Annotated in this window: 21 protein-coding genes and 1 pseudogene; 13 read left to right on the top strand and 9 right to left on the bottom strand. The window is 68.7% G+C overall.

The window, feature by feature from the left end; genetic code table 11:
* Window positions 1–9 precede the first annotated feature (9 nt).
* On the top strand, window positions 10–1,791 hold the full coding sequence (locus L632_RS0104510; protein ID WP_028711743.1) for a histidine kinase dimerization/phosphoacceptor domain -containing protein: 1,782 nt from the start codon (window positions 10–12) through the stop codon (window positions 1,789–1,791).
* Window positions 1,792–2,031: 240 nt separating this feature from the next.
* Window positions 2,032–2,664 (top strand): annotated as a pseudogene (locus tag L632_RS24835) (LysE family translocator).
* Between the two features lie 29 nt (window positions 2,665–2,693).
* On the opposite strand, the gene L632_RS0104500 reads toward L632_RS24835, so the two are convergent.
* The 6 genes from L632_RS0104500 to L632_RS0104475 all read right to left on the bottom strand — a co-directional run bounded on the left by L632_RS0104500 (window position 2,694) and on the right by L632_RS0104475 (window position 6,847).
* Window positions 2,694–3,086: a GFA family protein gene (locus L632_RS0104500; RefSeq protein ID WP_028711742.1), complete on the bottom strand. Its 393-nt coding sequence runs from the start codon at window positions 3,084–3,086 to the stop codon at window positions 2,694–2,696.
* A gap of 56 nt (window positions 3,087–3,142) precedes the next feature.
* Window positions 3,143–4,021, bottom strand: a complete 879-nt coding sequence (locus L632_RS0104495; RefSeq protein WP_028711741.1) for a YihY/virulence factor BrkB family protein — start codon at window positions 4,019–4,021, stop codon at window positions 3,143–3,145.
* Window positions 4,022–4,093: 72 nt separating this feature from the next.
* Window positions 4,094–4,813, bottom strand: a complete 720-nt coding sequence (dnaQ, locus tag L632_RS0104490; protein WP_028711740.1) for a DNA polymerase III subunit epsilon — start codon at window positions 4,811–4,813, stop codon at window positions 4,094–4,096.
* On the bottom strand, window positions 4,806–5,402 hold the full coding sequence (coaE, locus tag L632_RS0104485; RefSeq protein ID WP_028716415.1) for a dephospho-CoA kinase: 597 nt from the start codon (window positions 5,400–5,402) through the stop codon (window positions 4,806–4,808). Before coaE ends, dnaQ begins: the two co-directional genes overlap by 8 nt.
* Entirely contained in the window at window positions 5,399–6,247 is an 849-nt protein-coding gene (locus L632_RS0104480; protein ID WP_028716414.1) for a shikimate dehydrogenase, read from the bottom strand. The genes coaE and L632_RS0104480 overlap by 4 nt, the downstream gene beginning before the upstream one ends.
* A gap of 153 nt (window positions 6,248–6,400) precedes the next feature.
* A complete protein-coding gene (locus tag L632_RS0104475) occupies window positions 6,401–6,847 on the bottom strand; it encodes an Rrf2 family transcriptional regulator (RefSeq protein ID WP_028711737.1) in 447 nt (148 codons plus the stop codon).
* 155 nt (window positions 6,848–7,002) lie between these two features.
* Between L632_RS0104475 and L632_RS0104470 the strand changes: the two genes are divergently transcribed.
* The 10 genes from L632_RS0104470 (at window position 7,003) to L632_RS0104425 (ending at window position 14,500) form a co-directional block, all read left to right on the top strand.
* A complete protein-coding gene (locus L632_RS0104470; protein ID WP_028711736.1) occupies window positions 7,003–8,220 on the top strand; it encodes an NAD-dependent epimerase/dehydratase family protein in 1,218 nt (405 codons plus the stop codon).
* A complete protein-coding gene (locus tag L632_RS0104465; protein WP_028711735.1) occupies window positions 8,217–9,071 on the top strand; it encodes a glycosyltransferase in 855 nt (284 codons plus the stop codon). The genes L632_RS0104470 and L632_RS0104465 overlap by 4 nt, the downstream gene beginning before the upstream one ends.
* A complete protein-coding gene (locus L632_RS0104460; RefSeq protein ID WP_028711734.1) occupies window positions 9,068–9,889 on the top strand; it encodes an NAD(P)-dependent oxidoreductase in 822 nt (273 codons plus the stop codon). Before L632_RS0104465 ends, L632_RS0104460 begins: the two co-directional genes overlap by 4 nt.
* A gap of 105 nt (window positions 9,890–9,994) precedes the next feature.
* Window positions 9,995–10,372: a hypothetical protein gene (locus tag L632_RS0104455; RefSeq protein ID WP_028711733.1), complete on the top strand. Its 378-nt coding sequence runs from the start codon at window positions 9,995–9,997 to the stop codon at window positions 10,370–10,372.
* Window positions 10,373–10,403: 31 nt separating this feature from the next.
* The gene (locus tag L632_RS0104450) at window positions 10,404–10,856 is read left to right on the top strand and encodes a GAF domain-containing protein (protein WP_028711732.1); all 453 of its coding nucleotides are present in this window, start codon (window positions 10,404–10,406) and stop codon (window positions 10,854–10,856) included.
* Window positions 10,834–11,229, top strand: coding sequence for a GFA family protein (locus L632_RS0104445; protein WP_028711731.1), 396 nt, complete (start codon window positions 10,834–10,836; stop codon window positions 11,227–11,229). Before L632_RS0104450 ends, L632_RS0104445 begins: the two co-directional genes overlap by 23 nt.
* Before the next feature lie 49 nt (window positions 11,230–11,278).
* Window positions 11,279–11,905, top strand: coding sequence for a LysE family translocator (locus L632_RS0104440; RefSeq protein ID WP_028711730.1), 627 nt, complete (start codon window positions 11,279–11,281; stop codon window positions 11,903–11,905).
* Entirely contained in the window at window positions 11,902–12,549 is a 648-nt protein-coding gene (locus L632_RS0104435) for a pseudouridine synthase (protein ID WP_028716413.1), read from the top strand. The genes L632_RS0104440 and L632_RS0104435 overlap by 4 nt, the downstream gene beginning before the upstream one ends.
* A gap of 74 nt (window positions 12,550–12,623) precedes the next feature.
* On the top strand, window positions 12,624–13,577 hold the full coding sequence (locus L632_RS0104430) for an MBL fold metallo-hydrolase (protein WP_028711728.1): 954 nt from the start codon (window positions 12,624–12,626) through the stop codon (window positions 13,575–13,577).
* 86 nt (window positions 13,578–13,663) lie between these two features.
* Entirely contained in the window at window positions 13,664–14,500 is an 837-nt protein-coding gene (locus tag L632_RS0104425; protein ID WP_028711727.1) for an oxaloacetate decarboxylase, read from the top strand.
* On the opposite strand, the gene truB is transcribed toward L632_RS0104425, so the two are convergent.
* The 3 genes from truB to rbfA are packed head-to-tail and all read right to left on the bottom strand — an operon-like array spanning window position 14,497 to window position 16,556.
* Entirely contained in the window at window positions 14,497–15,393 is an 897-nt protein-coding gene (truB, locus tag L632_RS0104420) for a tRNA pseudouridine(55) synthase TruB (RefSeq protein ID WP_028711726.1), read from the bottom strand. The two genes, L632_RS0104425 and truB, sit on opposite strands and share 4 nt — an antisense overlap.
* Window position 15,394: 1 nt before the next feature.
* Window positions 15,395–16,150 carry a phosphodiester glycosidase family protein gene (locus L632_RS0104415; protein WP_028716412.1) on the bottom strand — a complete coding sequence of 252 codons (756 nt, stop codon included), beginning with the start codon at window positions 16,148–16,150 and terminating at the stop codon, window positions 15,395–15,397.
* The gene (rbfA, locus tag L632_RS0104410) at window positions 16,140–16,556 is read right to left on the bottom strand and encodes a 30S ribosome-binding factor RbfA (protein ID WP_028711724.1); all 417 of its coding nucleotides are present in this window, start codon (window positions 16,554–16,556) and stop codon (window positions 16,140–16,142) included. Before rbfA ends, L632_RS0104415 begins: the two co-directional genes overlap by 11 nt.
* A gap of 69 nt (window positions 16,557–16,625) precedes the next feature.
* Between rbfA and dapB the strand changes: the two genes are divergently transcribed.
* On the top strand, window positions 16,626–17,432 hold the full coding sequence (gene dapB / locus L632_RS0104405; RefSeq protein WP_028711723.1) for a 4-hydroxy-tetrahydrodipicolinate reductase: 807 nt from the start codon (window positions 16,626–16,628) through the stop codon (window positions 17,430–17,432).
* Window positions 17,433–17,444 lie beyond the last annotated feature (12 nt).

Raw genomic sequence — 17,444 nt, 5'->3', positions numbered from 1 at the left:
GATGCCGTCGTGCTGCGGCGCCTGCTGGACAAGCTGGAATTCACCAAGGGCCTCGGCTTTCGGCTGGGCGGCCTGCTGTCGGTGGCGATCCTGCCCATCGGGCTGATCTCGGTCATTCAGACCCTGCACCTGTCGCGCGAATACGAACGCTCCTCGGAAATCGCGCTGCTGGGCCGCACCGCCACCGCCGCCGCCGGGGAGCGCGCGCTCTTGCAAAGCGCGCTCGGCACTGCCGACGCGCTGGGTCCGGCGGTGCTGGAAACCATGGACCGGCCGCAGGCCTGTTCCGACATCATGCGCGGCCTGGTGCAGCGCACGGTGAATTTCGTCTATGCCGGCTTCACCCGGCTGGACGGGATGACGGAATGTTCCTCGGTGCGCGGGGTCCATGACCTGACCGGCGAATCCGCCTTTCAGCAGTTCATCGACAGTCCCGGCACATTGGTCACCACCAGCGAGGACGGGCCGGTCACCGGCAAGTCGGTGGTGGTGGTCATCCAGCCGCTTTATCGCGGGGTCGAGCTTCTGGGCTTCATCGCCGTCTCGATGTCGCATGACTTGCTGCGCTCGACCCATGTCTCGGGGCTGGGGACCGAGGGCGCGCGCATCCTGACCTTCAACAACCAGGGCGAGGTGATCTCCTCGGACCGCGAGGGGGCGGGCGACATCGCCGAGGTGCTGCCGCGCGGCAAGTCCCTGCCCTCGCTCTTGTCGCGCAGCGAGACCACTTTCCGCGATCTCTCGAACTCGGGCGAGCGGCGGGTGTTCAGCGTCGTGCCGGTGGTGCCGGGGCTGGTCTATGCGCTTGGGTCGTGGAACCGCGCCGAATCCGGCATCACCGGCATCGACATCACCCGGCGCACGGCGTTGATCCTGCCGCTGATCCTCTGGGCCGCCTCGCTGGCGGTCGCCTATTTCGCGGTCTACCGGCTGGTGCTGCGCCATATCCGCGAGTTGCGCGGCCAGATGCGCCGCTTCGCCATCGGCGACCGCTCGGCCCCGCCGCCGGTGCTGGCCGACGCGCCCGCCGAGATCGAGGACATGAGCCAGACCTTCCACAACATGGCCCGCATCCTGATCCGCGACGAAGAGGCGATGGAGGCCGCCGTCAACGAAAAGACCGTGCTGCTGAAAGAGGTGCATCACCGGGTCAAGAACAACCTGCAGCTGATCGCCTCGATCATCAACATGCAGATCCGGGTGATCGACCACGACGATGCCCGGCGGGTGCTGCGTTCGGTGCAGGACCGGGTGGCCTCGCTGGCGACGATCTATCGCAACCTCTACCAGGCCGAGCATCTGGATTCTGTCGAGGCCGACCGGCTGATCCGCGACATCATCAACCAGATGACCAACGCCTCGGTCGGGCCCGGCGCCGGGCTGCGCATCGACACCCGCCTGGAACCGCTGGTGCTGATGCCCGATCAGGCGGTTCCGCTGACGCTGCTGGCCACCGAGGCCTTTACCAATGCGCTGAAATATTCCGGCGCTTCCGGCCCGGATGCGGAACCCTGGGTGCGGGTGTCGCTGCGCGCGGACGGGCCGGGCCATGCCGTGCTGGAGGTCGAGAACTCCATCGGCGCCAGCACGCTGGCCGAGGGCACGGGCCTCGGCAGCCAGCTGATCGAGGCCTTCGCCACCCAGCTGGAAGGCGAGGCCGAGCAGGAGACCGGCGACGGCCGCTTCCTCTTGCGGCTGCGGTTCCGGGTCGAACACCTGCCCAAGCGCGACCATGCCGAGATGCCGCGGGTGGTGCTGACCTCGGCCGCGCGGCCGGGCGCGCGCCACTAGCGGCGGCGATCGCGCAAGGATCGCGGAGGGATCGGCGGCCCGATCCGCCCGCGACAAGGCCCGCGACAAGGCTCGGGGCGCGGTTTCCGCATGGAATCGTCCCCTGCGGCCGCCTGCCCGCTCTGGCGGCCGGATGCGGCGCGCGGCACCGGCCGTTGCCACCCGCCTTGCCGCCTGCTAGCGTCGCGGTGACGCGCCGCGGTTCCCGTCCGCCGGCTGGGCGCCCGGAAAGGAAACCGCATGCCCGATCCCGTGAATCTGCTGGCCTTTGCGCTCCTGTCGCTGGGCATGGTGCTGACGCCCGGTCCCAACATGGTCTATCTTGTCTCGCGCTCGATCTGCCAGGGGCCGCTGGCGGGGCTGATCTCGTTGGGCGGGGTGGCGCTGGGATTCGTGTTCTACATGCTCTGCGCGGCTTTCGGGATCACCGCCTTCGTCATGGCGGTGCCCTATGCCTATGACGCATTGCGGCTTGCCGGCGCGGCCTATCTGCTCTGGCTGGCCTGACAGGCGGTGCGGCCGGGCGGCCGCTCGCCCTTTCAGGTCCAGGACCTGCCCCGGGACAGCGCGCGCAGGCTTTTCGCCATGGGCTTCCTGACCAACCTGCTCAATCCCAAGATCGCGGTGATGTATCTGTCCCTGCTGCCCCAGTTCGTGACCCCCGACCAGGGCAGCGTGCTGGCGCAGTCGCTGGCCCTTGGCAGCACGCAGATCGCGATCAGCGTCAGCGTGAACGCGGCCATCGCGCTGGCGGCGGGCGGCATCGCGGGTTTTCTGGCCGGGCGTCCGCTGTGGCTGGTCGTCCAGCGCTGGCTGATGGGCACGGTCCTGGCGGGGCTTGCCCTGCGGATGATGGCCGAAAGCCGCCGCTGACCTTCCGGTAGAGGGGGCCCGCGCGCAGGCTAGGGTTCGAAGCGGCTGGCGGCGTCGCGGTCGCGCGCGTATCGCCGGGCAAGCGGAAAGGGCGGCAGCCAGGCTTCGCGGCGGATGGTCCAGAGCTCATAGCTGGGCTTCAGCTGGTCGGGCGCATCCAGCGCCCCCAGATGCAGCTCGACCTCGTCGCCGCTGCGCGAAAACACGGAGGAGCCGCAGCGAGGGCAGAAGAACCGCCCGGCATAGTCGCGGGTCTCGCCCTCGACGGTCACCGCCTGCCGGGGGAACACCGCCGAGGCATGGAAAAGCGCGCCGTGATGCTTGCGGCAATCAAGGCAATGGCACAGGCCGACCCGCCAGGGCCGGCCCGATGCCACGATCCGCACCCTGCCGCACAGGCAGCCGCCGGTGAATCGTTCCATGCTGCGCCCTCCCTCAGGATCGGGCCTGGCGGAATCCGGGCTGCGCACCGGCGTTCTCACTTTCCCGATGTCCGGTTCTTTCGCGTCGCCTGGCGCAGCTTCTTCGCGGCGACGAAGCGGCGGCGACGGGACAGCTCCACGTTGATCAGCGCCCCCAGCATCACGGTGAAGCCGCCCAGATAGAACCACATCAGCAGCGCGATCACCGCGCCGATCGAGCCATAGATGCGGTTGTAGCTGTTGAAACTGGTCAGATAGGCGGAAAAGCCGTAGGAGACAGCCGCCCAGGCCAGCGCCGCGAACAGCGAGCCCCAGGTGAAGATCGGCGTGCGCGGCGTCTTCACGTTCGGCCCGAAGCGGTAGAGGATGCCGATCACCACCAGCACGATGAAAAAGATCGCCATCCAGGGCAGCGCGCCGATCAGCCAGTTGCGCAGCGGCACGTCCGGCAGGAAGTTGAAGGCGATGGGCACCACGATGATCGTGGCCAGTCCCAGGGCGATCACCAGCACGATGACCAGCGTCAGCACATAGGCCAGCAGGAACCCCATGACCGTGGAATGCGAGCGCACGCCATAGGCTGCGTTCAGCCCGCGGATCAGCCCGTCCACCCCGGCCCGGGCCGAGACGGTGGCGATGATGAAGGAAATCGCCGTGGTCCAGCCCAGCTGCGTGCGCCCCGCCGCCACCAGCGCGCTGATCTGGCCATAGATGATGTCGGCGGCGCTGGGGGGGATGAAGCCGTCCGTGGTATGGACATATTGCTCGATCACCTGCGGGTCGTTCCACAGCCCCCACAGCGCGAACAGCGCCGCCAGTCCGGGAAACACCGCGAACATGGCGTAGAACGCCACCCCGGCGGCGATCAGGCTCATGTGGATCTTGTCCATCCGCTCGAAGACCGCCAGGATGAACTGCCACCAATCCCTGATCAAGGTTCCGTCCTCATCGGTTGCGTTCCGTGGCTCTGCAGGAAAACGGCTCTTCCCGCCCGAATGGTTCCGTGCCTAGGGCCCTTCCGTCGGGGCGTAGCGCAGCCAGACCGCCTTTTCGCCCAGCTTCGCGACGAAGGCGGCATGGGCCTCGGCCTCGGCCTCGGTGATGCGGGGGGGCAGCGGGCGCGGCCTTTGCCCCCGCGGCGCGGCGCCGCCGCGCGCCTGCGGTCCCGATCCCGCGCCGCGCAGCGGCCCGCTGTCCAGCACCAGCCCCGGCTGGCGGCCGCCGCGCAGCGCCAGATAGACCTCGGCCAGAAGCTCGCTGTCCAGAAGCGCGCCGTGCAGCGTGCGGTTCGAGTTGTCGATGCGGAAGCGCCGGCACAGCGCGTCGAGCGAGTTCTGCGCGCCGGGAAACTGGCTGCGCGCCAGTTCCAGCGTGTCCACGGCCCGGCTGTAGGGCATCACCGGATAGCCGCAAAGCCGCAGCTCGGCGTTCAGGAATTTCATGTCGAAGCCGGCATTGTGGATCACCAGCCGGGCCTCTTCGCCGATGAAGGCGATGAAGTCGGCGGCCACCTCGGCGAATTTCGGCTTGTCGCGCAGGAAGTCGTCGCCGAGGCCATGCACCTCGAAGGCCTCCTGCGGCATCGGGCGCTCGGGGTTGATATAGACGTGGAAGGTCCGGCCGGTGGGCAGGTGGTTCATCAGTTCGACCGCGCCGATCTCGACGATGCGGTCGCCGCTGTCGGGGTCGAAGCCGGTGGTTTCGGTATCCAGGACGATCTCACGCATGGTCGCGTTTTGCCATGATCCGGGCGCAGATGTCCACGATGGCGGCGCGCGCGCCCTCCAGCGTGTCCGAGGGGATCACCCAGTCGGCCCGCGCCCGCTTTTCCGCATCCGGCATCTGCCGCGACAGGATCATGCGGAAGTTCTCCTCGGTCATGCCGGGGCGGGCCAGCACCCGCGCCCGCTGCACCTCGGCCGGGGCCGAGACCACGGCGACCCCGTCCATCTGCCGCTCCGATCCCCCCTCGAACAGCAGGGGAATGTCCAGCACCACGATGGGCGCATCCTCATGCGCGGCGATGAAGGCGGCGCGATCCTCGGCCACCAGCGGGTGCACGATGGATTCGAGCCGGGCAAATCCGCCGGGATCGGCCGCCAGCGCCTCGCGCAGCGCGGCGCGGTTGATGCCGCCGTCCTTCAGAGCAGCGGGAAAGGCCGCCGCGACCGGGACCACCGCCGCCCCGCCCGGGGCGTAAAGCCGATGCACCGCGGCATCCGCGTCCCAGACCGGATGGCCCAGTTCGCGGAACATCCGTGCGGCGGTGGATTTCCCCATGCCTATCCCGCCGGTCAGACCCAGCAGGAAGCTCATGCCAGCACGGCCCGGCGCAGGTCGTCGTCGACCTCGGGGCGCTGGCCGAACCAGCGTTCGAATCCCGGCGCGGCCTGGTGCAAGAGCATGCCCAGCCCGTCGACGATCTCGCAGCCGCGCGCCTGCGCCTCCTCCAGAAAGGGCGTCATCAGCGGCGTATAGACCAGATCGGTGACCAGCGTGCCCGGTGCCAGCGCCTCCAGCGGCAGGCGCAGCGGCGGCTTGCCCTCCATCCCCATCGAGGTGGCGTTCACCACGGTCACCGCGCCCTCCAGCATGTTGCCGGCCTGCGCCCAGTCATAGACCACCACCTTGGCGCCGAACTCGGCCCGGATCTGCTCGGCCCGGATGCGGGTGCGGTTGGCGATGCGCAGCTCGGGCACCCCGCTTTCCAGAAGCGAGGCGACGACGGCCCGCGCCGCGCCGCCCGCGCCGATCACCGCCGCCGGGCCCAGATCGGGGATCCAGTCGGGCGCATGTTGCCGGATATTGGCGATGAAGCCGTAGCCGTCGGTATTGTCGGCATGGATCTTGCCGTCGGCGCGAAAGATCAGCGTGTTCGCCGCCCCGATCAGCGCCGCGCGATCGGTGACCACGTCGGCCAGGGCCAGCACGCTTTCCTTGTGCGGGATGGTGACATTGGCGCCGGCGAAACCCATGCGCGGCATGGCGCGCAGCACCTCGGCCAGATGCTCGGGCATCACCGGCAGCGGCACGTAATGCCCGGCGATGCCATAGCGCGCCAGCCAGTGCCCGTGCAGCCGGGGCGAGCGCGAATGCGCCACCGGCCAGCCGATGACCCCGGCAAGGGGCGCGTGTTTCGGGGCGGGCGAACTGTCGGCCATGCTGGTCCTGCGATGCTTGCCATGCGGGGCCGGCAGCCCCGCGGCGGCATGGGTTGAACGTTGCGACACAAGTGCAATCCGGCCGGGCCGGGGTCAAGCCGTATCGCCTGCCGCAGGCCGGGGCCATGGCAGGAATGCAACCCCCGGGATGCGTCAGACCACGCTCATCTCGGGCAGGCCGCCTTCGGCCACCAAGTCCTCCAGCGTCAGCGATTCGATCAGCAGCAGATAGGACCAGAACACCTGGCCGAACATGCGGCGCAGCCGGCAGGTCGCCTCGTCCTCGCAATCCTCGCAGCGCTGATAGGACCGGCGCGACAGGCAGGGCAAGGGCGCGATGGGTCCGTCGACCTGGCGCAGAAGCTCGCCGATCGAGATTTCCTTGGGCCGCTTGATCAGCACATAGCCGCCCGCCCGCCCCCGGCGCGAGCCGACATAGCCGGCATTGCGCAGCTCCAGCATGATGTGCTCCAGAAAACGCTTGGGCGCGCCGGACCGCTGCGCGATCTCCTCGATCGTCAGGGCATTGCCGCCGGCGGCCACCTCATCTGCCAGGGCCATCAGCGCCTTGATGGCATATTTCGTCTTCTGAGAGATCATAAGGGGAATCCTTAGTGTTCGCCGGTCGATCATGCAACGATTTCGGCAAGATTTCGCGGGTCGGTCGCGATTTCATCCAGGAACCATCGCCAGAGCGTTATCGTTTTGACACATTGTCCGCGCATTTCTGCCGGGCAATAACCAAGGAGTAGATCATGCGCATCGCAGTCCTCGGCGGCGACGGATTTGTCGGCTGGCCGACCGCCCTGCACCTGTCCGAGCTGGGGCACGATATCCATATCGTGGACAACCTGTCGCGGCGCTGGATAGATACCGAGCTGGGCGTGCAGTCGCTGACGCCGATGGATTCGATCCAGGAACGCTGCCGGATCTGGCACCAGGAAACCGGGCGCAGGATCCATTTCCACCTGCTGAACCTGGCCACCGAATACGAGCGTCTCAAGTCCTGGCTGGCCGAGCACCGCCCCGACGCGGTGATCCATTTCGCCGAGCAGCGCGCCGCGCCCTATTCGATGAAGACCGACCGCCACAAGGTCTATACCGTGGGCAACAATATCAACGCCACGCATAACCTCTTGGCGGCGCTGGTGGAGACCGGCATCGACGCGCATCTGCTGCATCTGGGCACCATGGGGGTCTATGGCTATTCCACCGTCGGCGCGCCGATCCCCGAGGGCTATCTGGACGTGTCGATCGACACGCCCGCCGGCCCGCGCGCGCAGCAGATCCTGTATCCGACCCGTCCCGGCTCGGTCTATCACATGACCAAGAGCCTCGATCAGATCCTGTTCCAGTTCTACGCCCAGAACGACGGGCTGCGCATCACCGACCTGCATCAGGGCATCGTCTGGGGCACCCATACCGACCAGACCCGCCGGCACGAGCAGTTGATCAACCGCTTCGACTATGACGGCGATTACGGCACGGTGCTGAACCGCTTCCTGATCCAGGCGGCTATCGGCTATCCGCTGACCGTGCACGGCACCGGCGGCCAGACCCGCGCCTTCATCCATATCCAGGATTCGGTGCGCTGCATCGAGCTGGCGCTGAAGGACGCGCCGGCCTCGGGCGAGCGGGTGCGGATCTTCAACCAGATGACCGAGACGCATCGCGTCCGCGACCTGGCGGAAATGGTCGCCCGCATGACCGGGGCCGAGGTGGCCTATCTGCCCAACCCGCGCAAGGAGGCCGACGAGAACGAGCTGGTGGTCAGCAACGACCAGTTCCTGGCGCTGGGGCTGCAGCCGATCACCCTGGCCGAGGGGCTGCTTTCCGAGGTGGTCGAGGTGGCGCGGAAATACGCCCATCGCATCGACCGCTCGCGCGTGCCGGCGGTCTCGGCCTGGACGCGCGACATTGCCCGCCGCGTCGAGCACGATCCCGAGGGCAAGAGGCTGCGTTCGGTATCGTGACCCCCGAAGGCATCCACCCGCAAGGCAGGGCGCGGTCGGACCGCGCCTTCGTCACGCTGGCGACCAATCCCGATTACGCGACCGGGGCGGCGGCGCTGTTCCGGTCCCTGCGCCGGACCGGGACGCGCGCCGATCTGGTCCTGCTTTATACCGACCTGCCCGAGGCGGCGGTGGAGGGGCTGCGGTCGCTGGATGTGCGGCCGGTGCGGGTCGAGCTGCTGCCGACCTCGGCGGAATTCAACGCCTTGCATGCCCGCGACCGGCTGCATGGCGCCGCGCCCTTCACCAAGGGCGAAAAGCCGCCCTTCCACACGCCCTTGGACAATTTCGCCAAGCTGCGGCTCTGGCAGCTCGACTATGACCGGGTGGTGTTCATCGATGCCGACGCGCTGGTCTTGCAGAACATCGACCGGCTGTTCGACTATCCGGAATTTTCCGCCGCGCCGAATGTCTATGAATCGCTGGCCGATTTCCACCGGCTGAATTCCGGGGTGTTCACCGCCCGGCCCGCGCCGGCGACGTTCGAGGCGATGCTGGCCCGCCTCGACCAGCCGGGCCGGTTCTGGCGCCGCACCGACCAGACCTTTCTCGAGACCTTTTTCCCGGGCTGGCATGGCCTGCCGGTCTTTGACAATATGCTGCAATATGTCTGGATCAACCTGCCGCAGCTCTGGCGCTGGCAGGATATCCGCGTGCTGCATTACCAGTATGAAAAGCCCTGGCAGGATCATGCAAAGGCCGAGCAATTGCGGGTGCTGATCGAGCTCTGGCGGGCCCATGCCGGGGACGGCCCGGTGCCCGATCCGCGCGACCTGCCGCCCCCGCCCGACCCGGCATCCGGTGCGGCATGAGGATCGCGCTGACCGGCGCCTCGGGCCTCGTCGGGCGCTGGATCCATCGTGCCGCGGTGCGGGCGGGCCATCAGGTCACCACCCTGCCCGGCTGGCGCCTTGGCGACGTGCCCGACCTGACGGGATGCGAGGCGCTGGTCCATGCCGCCTTCCAGCATGCCGCTGGCCGATATCGCGGCGGCGAGGGCGAGGATCCGCAGGGATTCATCCGCGCCAATCTCGACGGCTCGGTCATGCTGTTCCGCGCGGCGCGGGACCAGGGGCTCGGTCGGGTGATCTTCCTCTCTTCGCGCGCCGTGCATGACGGCCATCCCGCGGGCATGGCGCTGCCCGATACGCTTTCCCCAGCCCCGACAAACCTTTACGGCAAGGTCAAGGCCGAGGCCGAGGCGGCGCTGGCAGCCATGGCCGCGCCGGGTTTCCTGACCGCCAGCCTGCGCCCGACCGGCGTCTATGGCCCGGGCCTGCCGCAGAAATGGGCCGGGCTGATCGGGGATTTCCTGCGCGGCACCACCCCCCCGCCGCGTGTCGCGACCGAGCTGCATGGCGCCGACCTTGCCCGCGCCACGCTGCTGGTGTTGGCCGATCCGCAGATGGGGGGCAGCTACAATGCCAGCGATCTGGTGCTGGACCGGCAGGACCTGCTGGCCGAGGTCGCCCGGCTGACCGGTTGCCCCACCCCCTTGCCGGTCCGCGCCGATGCCGGGGCGCTGCGCCGGCCGCTCTGCGACCGGCTGCGGGCCTTGGGCTGGCGGCCGGGCGGCATGGCGCTCCTGCGCCGGGAAATGCCTAAAATCCTGGACAATATACAACCATAAGCAGAATTCCGCCGACAGGAATCCGACCGCTTGCGGAAAATCGACCTCATGCGCAAAGGTCGCAGGGAATTTGTGCATTTTGTCGTATCCCTGGGTTTGTTTGTCATGCGCCTCCTTTCCATCCTCTGCGGCCTGTCCTTTGCGGTGATGGCCGGCTTTTTCCTGGCCTGCTCGACCGTCGCCATGTCCGCCGATTCGCCGTTGCGGGCGATCGACCTCGTGTCGCTGGTCCGGGTCTTTGCGCCGATCTCCTGGGCGGCGCTGGCGCTGGCCTTGCTGGGCGGCGGGCTGGCCTGGCTGTCGCGCTGCGAGGGCTGGCCGGCTCTGGTCACCGGCTGCGGCGTCTTCCTGTTCTGCCATCTTGCCGTCCTGGCCGGGCTGAACGGGACCGCGGCGCCGACGCTGCTGTGCCTGGTCGCGGCAGGCTTCGCGATCTCGCCGCTGATCCACATGCCGAACAGCTACTGGCGCGTGGCGGGGTGACAGCCTGCGGCAGGGCGGCTAGTGTCGCGCCATGCCCGATTACGACGACCTCGCCGCCCGCATCCGCGCCCTGACCCATGGCGAGACCGACGAGGTCGCGCTGATGGCGACGCTCGCCTGCGAAATCCACCACTCGGACGAGCGTTTCGATTGGACCGGCTTCTATCGCGTCACCGCGCCCGAGACGCTGAAGATCGGTCCCTATCAGGGCGGCCATGGCTGCCTGGTGATCCCCTTCTCGCGCGGGGTCTGCGGGGCGGCGGCGCGGACGCGGCAGACCCAGCGGGTGCCGGATGTGGACGCCTTTCCCGGCCATATCGCCTGCGCCAGCTCCACCCGCTCGGAACTGGTGATCCCGGTGATCGGCCCGGGCGGGCGGCTGATCGGCGTGCTCGACATCGACAGCGACCGGCCCGACGCCTTCACGCCGGAGGATGCCCGCCGCCTGCAGGAGATTCTGGATGCCACCTTCGGACGCGACTGAATTCACCGGCCATTGCCTGTGCGGCGCCATCCGCTTCCGCGGCACTTATGACGCCGGCAACGATCTGAAGGCCTGCCATTGCAGCCAGTGCCGGCGCTGGTCGGGGCATTACTGGGCCGCGATCCTGCCGCAATCGCTGCAGATCGAGGGCGAGCCGAAATGGTATCGCGCCTCGGACATCGCCCGGCGCGGCTTCTGCCCGGATTGCGGCAGCTCGCTGTTCTGGCAGCGCGACGGGTCCGAGATCATCGACGTGGCGGCGGGCGCCATCGACAGCCCGACCGGGCTGCGCCTGCTGGGCCATATCTTCGTCGCCGACAAGGGCGACTATTACGATATCGCCGACGGGCTGCCGCAGGACCCGCGCGAATAGTTGACGCCGCGCGCCGTCCAGCCTAGGCGGCAGGAAAAGGGGGCGCGCGATGATCTGGGACACGCTGGCGAATTTTCCGTTGCAACAACTCCTGGCCTTCATGGCCGGGGCCCTGGTGCTGAACCTTGCACCGGGACAGGACGTGTTCTTCGCCAGCGCCTGCGGCATCCAGAACGGCCCGCGCGCCGGCGCGCTGGCCGGCTTCGGCGTCGGGCTGGGCGTGGTCTGCCATGTGGTGATGGCGACCGTGGGCCTGGGCGCACTGGTCGCCGCCCATCCCGGCGCGCTGGTGGCGATCAAATATGCCGGCGCCGCCTATCTGCTGTTCCTGGCCTGGAAAAGCTGGAACGCCGGCGCGGTCGACCCGCGCGCCCGCGCCGCCAGCCGGACCTGGAACATCATCCGCCGCGGCGCGCTGTCGAACCTGCTGAACCCCAAGCCGGTGCTTTTCCTGCTGGCCTTCCTGCCGCAATTCACCCGGCCGGAATACGGCCCTGTCTGGCAGCAGATCCTGGGGCTGGGGCTGATGTTCACCCTGTCGGGCATGCTGGTCACCATGGGTTACGGCCTGGTCGGCGGCTTTGCCGGGCAGGTGATCGGCAAGCGGCTGGGCATCGTGAACCGCATCGCGGCGGTGATGTTCGCGGGCCTGGCGCTGCGGCTGGTCTGGAAATGAGCTTTCTCTACCAGCCCACGGCCGAACAGCCGCGCGTGATCCATGCCGATCACGAGATCCTGGTGGTCGAGAAGCCGGCCGGGCTGCTCTCGGTCCCCGGACGGGGCGAGGATCGCGCGGATTGCCTGATCGAGCGGCTGCGCGCCGCCTTTCCGACCGTGCTGCTGGTGCATCGGCTGGACATGGACACGTCGGGGATCATGGTCTTTGCCCTGACCCCGCATGCGCAGCGCCACCTGTCCCGGCAGTTCGAGGACCGGCGCACGAAAAAGACCTATGTCGCGCGGCTCTGGGGCCGGTTGGAGCCGAGAAGCGGCATGGTGGACCTGCCGCTGATCGTCGACTGGCCGAACCGCCCGCGCCAGAAGGTCGATCATGCCGAGGGCCGCCCGGCGCAGACCGAATGGCGGGTGGTCAAGGCCACGGATGCCGAGACGCGGGTGCGGCTGATGCCGATCACCGGCCGCAGCCATCAGTTGCGCGTGCACATGGCCGAGCTGGGCCACCCGATCCTGGGCGATCCGCTTTACGCGACCGGCGCGGCGGCGGATTTCCCCCGCCTGATGCTGCATGCCGAAAGCCTGCGCTTCAAGCACCCGGAAACCGGGGTGATGCAAGGCTTTTCCGCCCCGGCGCCCTTCTGACGGTCACGCAGGTTTCATGCCGGAACCCGTTGCCCTCGCGTAAGGTTGCAGAAAGGACCAAGCAGGAGGGAAAGATGTTCAGGACCGATATCAGCCGCCGTCATGCCATGCTTATCGGCGGCGCGCTGCCCATGGCGCTGGTGCTGCCGGCGCATGCCCAGACCGCCGCCCCCGCCCAGACCGCGCCCGCCGAGCCGGCAGGCGAGGCGCCGGTCTTTCGGGGCCGCGCCCATACGATCCAGCTGGGCGGTTTCGAAGTGACGACGCTGCTGGGCGGTGCCAGCATGAGCGACAATCCGATCGAGACCTTCGGGCTTAACGCCGACCCGGCCGAGTTCGAAAGCCTCAGCGCCGAGAATTTCATTCCCGCCGACCGCAGCGGCGGCTCGTTCACCCTGACCTTGGTGCGCACGCCCGATGCGCTGGTGCTGTTCGACACCGGCATGGTCCCGGCCAACAACGCCGCCTCGATGGCGCAGGCCGGGCTGACGCCCGAGGACGTGACCCATGTCGTGCTGACCCACATGCATCCCGACCATATCAGCGGCCTGATGGATGGCGAGGCCCCGGCCTTTCCCAATGCCCAGCTGATCCTGTCCCGGCCCGAGAACGATTACTGGGCCGCCAATCCCAGCGAGGCCTATACCGCCAAGGTGGTGCCGCTGCTCGATCAGGCGCAGCAGATCGAGGGGACCGAGGAGATCCTGCCCGGCATCAGGGCCGAACAGGCGCATGGCCACACGCCCGGCCACACCACCTATCTGCTGGAAAGCGAGGGGCAGCGGCTGCTGATCTCGGGCGACAGCTTCAACCACTATGTCTATTCGGTGCAGCGCCCGGCCTGGCATGTGCGCTTCGACGTGGACAAGGAGCAGGGCGCGGCGACCCGCCAGGCGGTGCTGGCCCGGCTGGCCGAAGAGAAGATCCCCTTCATCGGCTATCACATGCCCTTCCCGGCGCTCGGCTTCATCGCCCCGAACGGCGAAGGGTCGTTCCGCTTCGTGCCCGCGACCTATCAGTTCGGCTGAGGGCCGAAGCCCGGGGCCGAGAAAGTCGTTCACAATTTGTTCCGGCCTGCTAGAGTCGCGCGGGAGTTCCTTGCAGGAGAGGCGCGATGCCGGACCAACAGGCGAAGTTCGAGGCGCTGAAGGCGCTGCACGAGGCGGAGGGCGCCTTCGTCATGCCCAATCCCTGGGATGCGGGCTCGGCCCGGCTGCTGGCCAGCCTGGGGTTTCAGGCGCTGGCGACCACCAGCGCCGGCTATGCCTTTTCCAAGGGCAAGCCGGATTCCATCGCCGGGCTCGGACGCGAGGAGATCGTGGACAATGCCGCCGAGATCGTCGGCGCGACCGAGCTGCCGGTCTCGGCTGATCTGCAGGATGGTTTCGGCGCCGCACCGGAGACCTGCGCCGAAACCATCCGGCTGGCCTGTCGGGTGGGGCTGGTCGGCGGCTCGATCGAGGATGCGACGGGGGATGCCGCCGATCCGATCCACGACCTGTCCCTGGCGGTCGAGCGCATCCGGGCCGCGGCAGAGGCGGCGCGGGGCCTGCCCTTCCTGCTGACCGCGCGGGCCGAGAACTTCCTTTGGGGCCGGCCGGATCTGGATGACACGATCCGGCGGCTGCAAGCCTTTTCCGAAGCCGGGGCGGATGTGCTTTATGCGCCGGGCCTGCCGGACCTGCAGGCGATCCGCACGGTCTGCGCCGCGCTGGACAAGCCCGTCAACGTGGTCATGGGGCTGTCGGGTCCGACCTGGTCGGTGGCCGAGCTGGCGCAGGCCGGGGTGCGGCGGATCAGCGTCGGCGGCTCTTTCGCGCGGGCGGCGCTCGGCGCGCTGATGCGCGCCGCCGAGGAGGTCCGATCCGCCGGCACCTTCACCTATGCCGCCGAGGCCCTGCCCGGCGCAACCGTCGCGCGGATCATGGCGCCGGGCGGCGAGGAGGTCTAGCCCAGGTTGAACACGCGCGAGGGCTGCACCTCTCCGCCCATGTAGCGGCCGATGCACAGCGCCCGGCCGTTGCGGCTGACCCAGACCTCCTCTCCGAACTCGGCATGGCCCAGCACCTGGCCGGGATTGCCGTTCAGGATGCGGGTGGCGCCCATCTCGGTCGCCTGCATCTCGGGCAGGTCGGCCAGCGCGGCTTGCAGGGGCAGCAGCGCCGCCTCGATCTCGGCCTGGTTGGCGCGGTCGATGCGGTCGAAGGCGAAGCCGTCTGCGACGTCGAAGGGTCCCGACCAGATGCGGCGCAGCTGCGCGACATGGCCAAGGCAGCCCAGCTTGCGGCCGAGGTCGCGGGCGATGGCGCGGACATAGCCGCCCTTGCCGCAGACCATGCGCAGCTCGGCGCTGTCCTGTGCCGCGCCCAGAAGCTCCAGCGAGTCCACCCAGAGCGGCCGGGCGGCAAGCTCGACCACCTCGCCCTCGCGCGCGAGGTCATAGGCCCGCGCGCCATCGACGCGCACGGCCGAGACGGCGGGCGGAACCTGCATGATCTCGCCGGTGAATGCGGGCAGCGCGGCGCGGATCGCCGCCTCGTCCGGGCGCGCATCGCTGGTCTTCACCACCGCGCCCGAGGCGTCGTCGGTCGTGGTCTCGGCGCCCCAATTCACCGTGAAGTCATAGGCTTTCAGCGCCTCGGCCAGGATCGGCACGGTCTTGGTCGCCTCTCCCAGCGCCACGGCCAGCACGCCGGTCGCGTCCGGGTCCAGCGTCCCGGCATGGCCGGCCTTCTTCGCGTCCAGCGCCCAGCGGACCTTGCCGACCACGTCGGTCGAGCCGATGCCCGCCGGCTTGTCCACGATCAGCCAACCGTGGATCTCGCGTCCCTTTTTTCGCGCCATTCTAGTTCTGTCCTACATATCCGATGATCGGCCCCAGCCGCCGCCCGAAATCGGCGCGGCCAAGGCTGGGGGCGTATAGCCGCGAAATCGAGCCGTCGAAATACAGCGCATCCCGCGCCCCCAGCCCGTCGCGGAACAGCCGGCCGAATTCGTGGAACGTCACCGCCCGGTCCGAGATGGCGAACCATGCCGTCTGCCCGTCCGGAGAGACGCCGACGCCGTTCCTGATATAGCGGCTGTCGCTGTCCACCAGGAAACGCGGATGCAGCGCGCCGTCGATCACCAGCATCGGCCCCGATTGCGTGGCGATCCGGCATTCCGGCGCGGCCCTGGCAAAGGCCCGGCTTTCGATCACCTGATAGGGCCGCGCGCCGCCGGTGCAGAACACGCCGTTCGGCAGCATGCCGAAATTGCCGCCGCCGCCGGCCGTCACCAGATCGTGCTGGCTGACGCCGTTGCTGACGTAAAGCCCGACCGGGGTGAAATCCGGGTGATACATGCCGGCATTCATGGCGAAACCCAGCACCTCGCCCCCGGCCAGCATGCGGCGCACGGCGGTGAAATCGCCCAAGACCCGGCCGTCCGGGCCGTTCAGCCACAGCCGCAGCCCCGGCTCCTGCCCGGCATCCAGCGTGCAGACCACATAGCCCTGCCCGTCGAAGTCGCGCTTTTCGCAGATCCCGGCCATGGCGGGCAGGGTCATGGCGACCAATGCGCCGATGGCCAGCCCCAGCCGGCGCTTGAGGTCAATCTTCATCGTCTTCCGGATGCGATTCGACGTCGCGGCGCACCCGGTCCTCGGACAAGAGGCGGCGCGTGTCGTCCATGCGGTCGAAGGTTTCGTCCAGCACGAAGCGCAGCTGCGGCGCATATTTCAGCGTCATCGCCTTGGCGACCAGATGGCGCAGCTCGCCCGAATTGCGGCGCAGCGCGGCCAGCGCCTCTTCGGCATCGTGCCCGCCCAACGGCAGCACGAAGGCCGTCGCGACCTTGAGGTCGGGCGAGGTCCGCACCTCTCCGACCGTGATCGAATGCCGGTTCAGCTCGGGATCGTGGACATCCCCGCGCAGGAGGACGTCGGAAAGTGTGCGGCGGATCAGCTCGCCCACGCGAAGCTGGCGCTGCGAGGGGCCTGTGCCGGAATGAAAGCGGTTCTGTGCCATGCGCGCAGATGTAGGGGGTCGCGGCCCGCGCCGCAACGGGATAGACATGCCGGAAACGGGGGATCGAGCATGGAAAAACCGGGAATCGTCATCACGGGCGCGTCGGGCCGCATGGGGCAGATGCTGGTGCGCACCGTTCTGGCGTCGGATCAGGCCCGCCTTGTCGGCGCCATCGAGCGCGAGGGCAATCCCTGGGTCGGCCGCGACCTGGGCGAGGCGATGGGGGGGCCGACGCTGGGAATCACCGTCACCGACGATCCGGTCGAGGCCATCGCCAAGGCGCAGGCGGTGATCGACTTCACCGCCCCGGCGGCGACGGTGGCCTTTGCCGAACTGTCCGCGCAGGCCCGCGCCGTGCATGTGATCGGCACCACCGGTTTCGAGCCCGCCCATCTGGACAAGCTGAAGGCCGCCGCCCGCCACGCGCCGATCATCCGCGCCGGCAACATGAGCCTGGGCGTCAACCTGCTGGTCGGGCTGACCCGCAAGGTCGCTGCCGCGCTGGGCGAGGACTGGGATATCGAGGTGGTCGAGGCGCATCACAACCGCAAGGTCGATGCGCCCTCGGGCACCGCGCTGATGCTGGGCGAGGCCGCCGCCACCGGGCGCGGCCACAGCCTGGACGAGTTGCGCACGCCTGCGCGCGAGGGCATCACCGGCGCCCGCGCGCCCGGCTCGATCGGATTCAGCGCCATCCGCGGCGGCGATATCGTCGGCGAGCATGACGTGATCTTCGCCACCGCGGGCGAGCGGGTGGTGCTGCGCCATGTCGCCACCGACCGCGCCATCTTTGCCCGCGGCGCGCTGCGGGCGGCGCTGTGGGGCCAGGACAAGGGGCCGGGCGAATACGACATGGCCGACGTTCTGGGGCTTTGACAGGGCTGCGTC

This window comes from Paracoccus sp. J39, from assembly GCF_000518925.1.
GTDB lineage: Bacteria > Pseudomonadota > Alphaproteobacteria > Rhodobacterales > Rhodobacteraceae > Paracoccus.
This window is presented reverse-complemented; position numbering and strand designations above follow the sequence as displayed.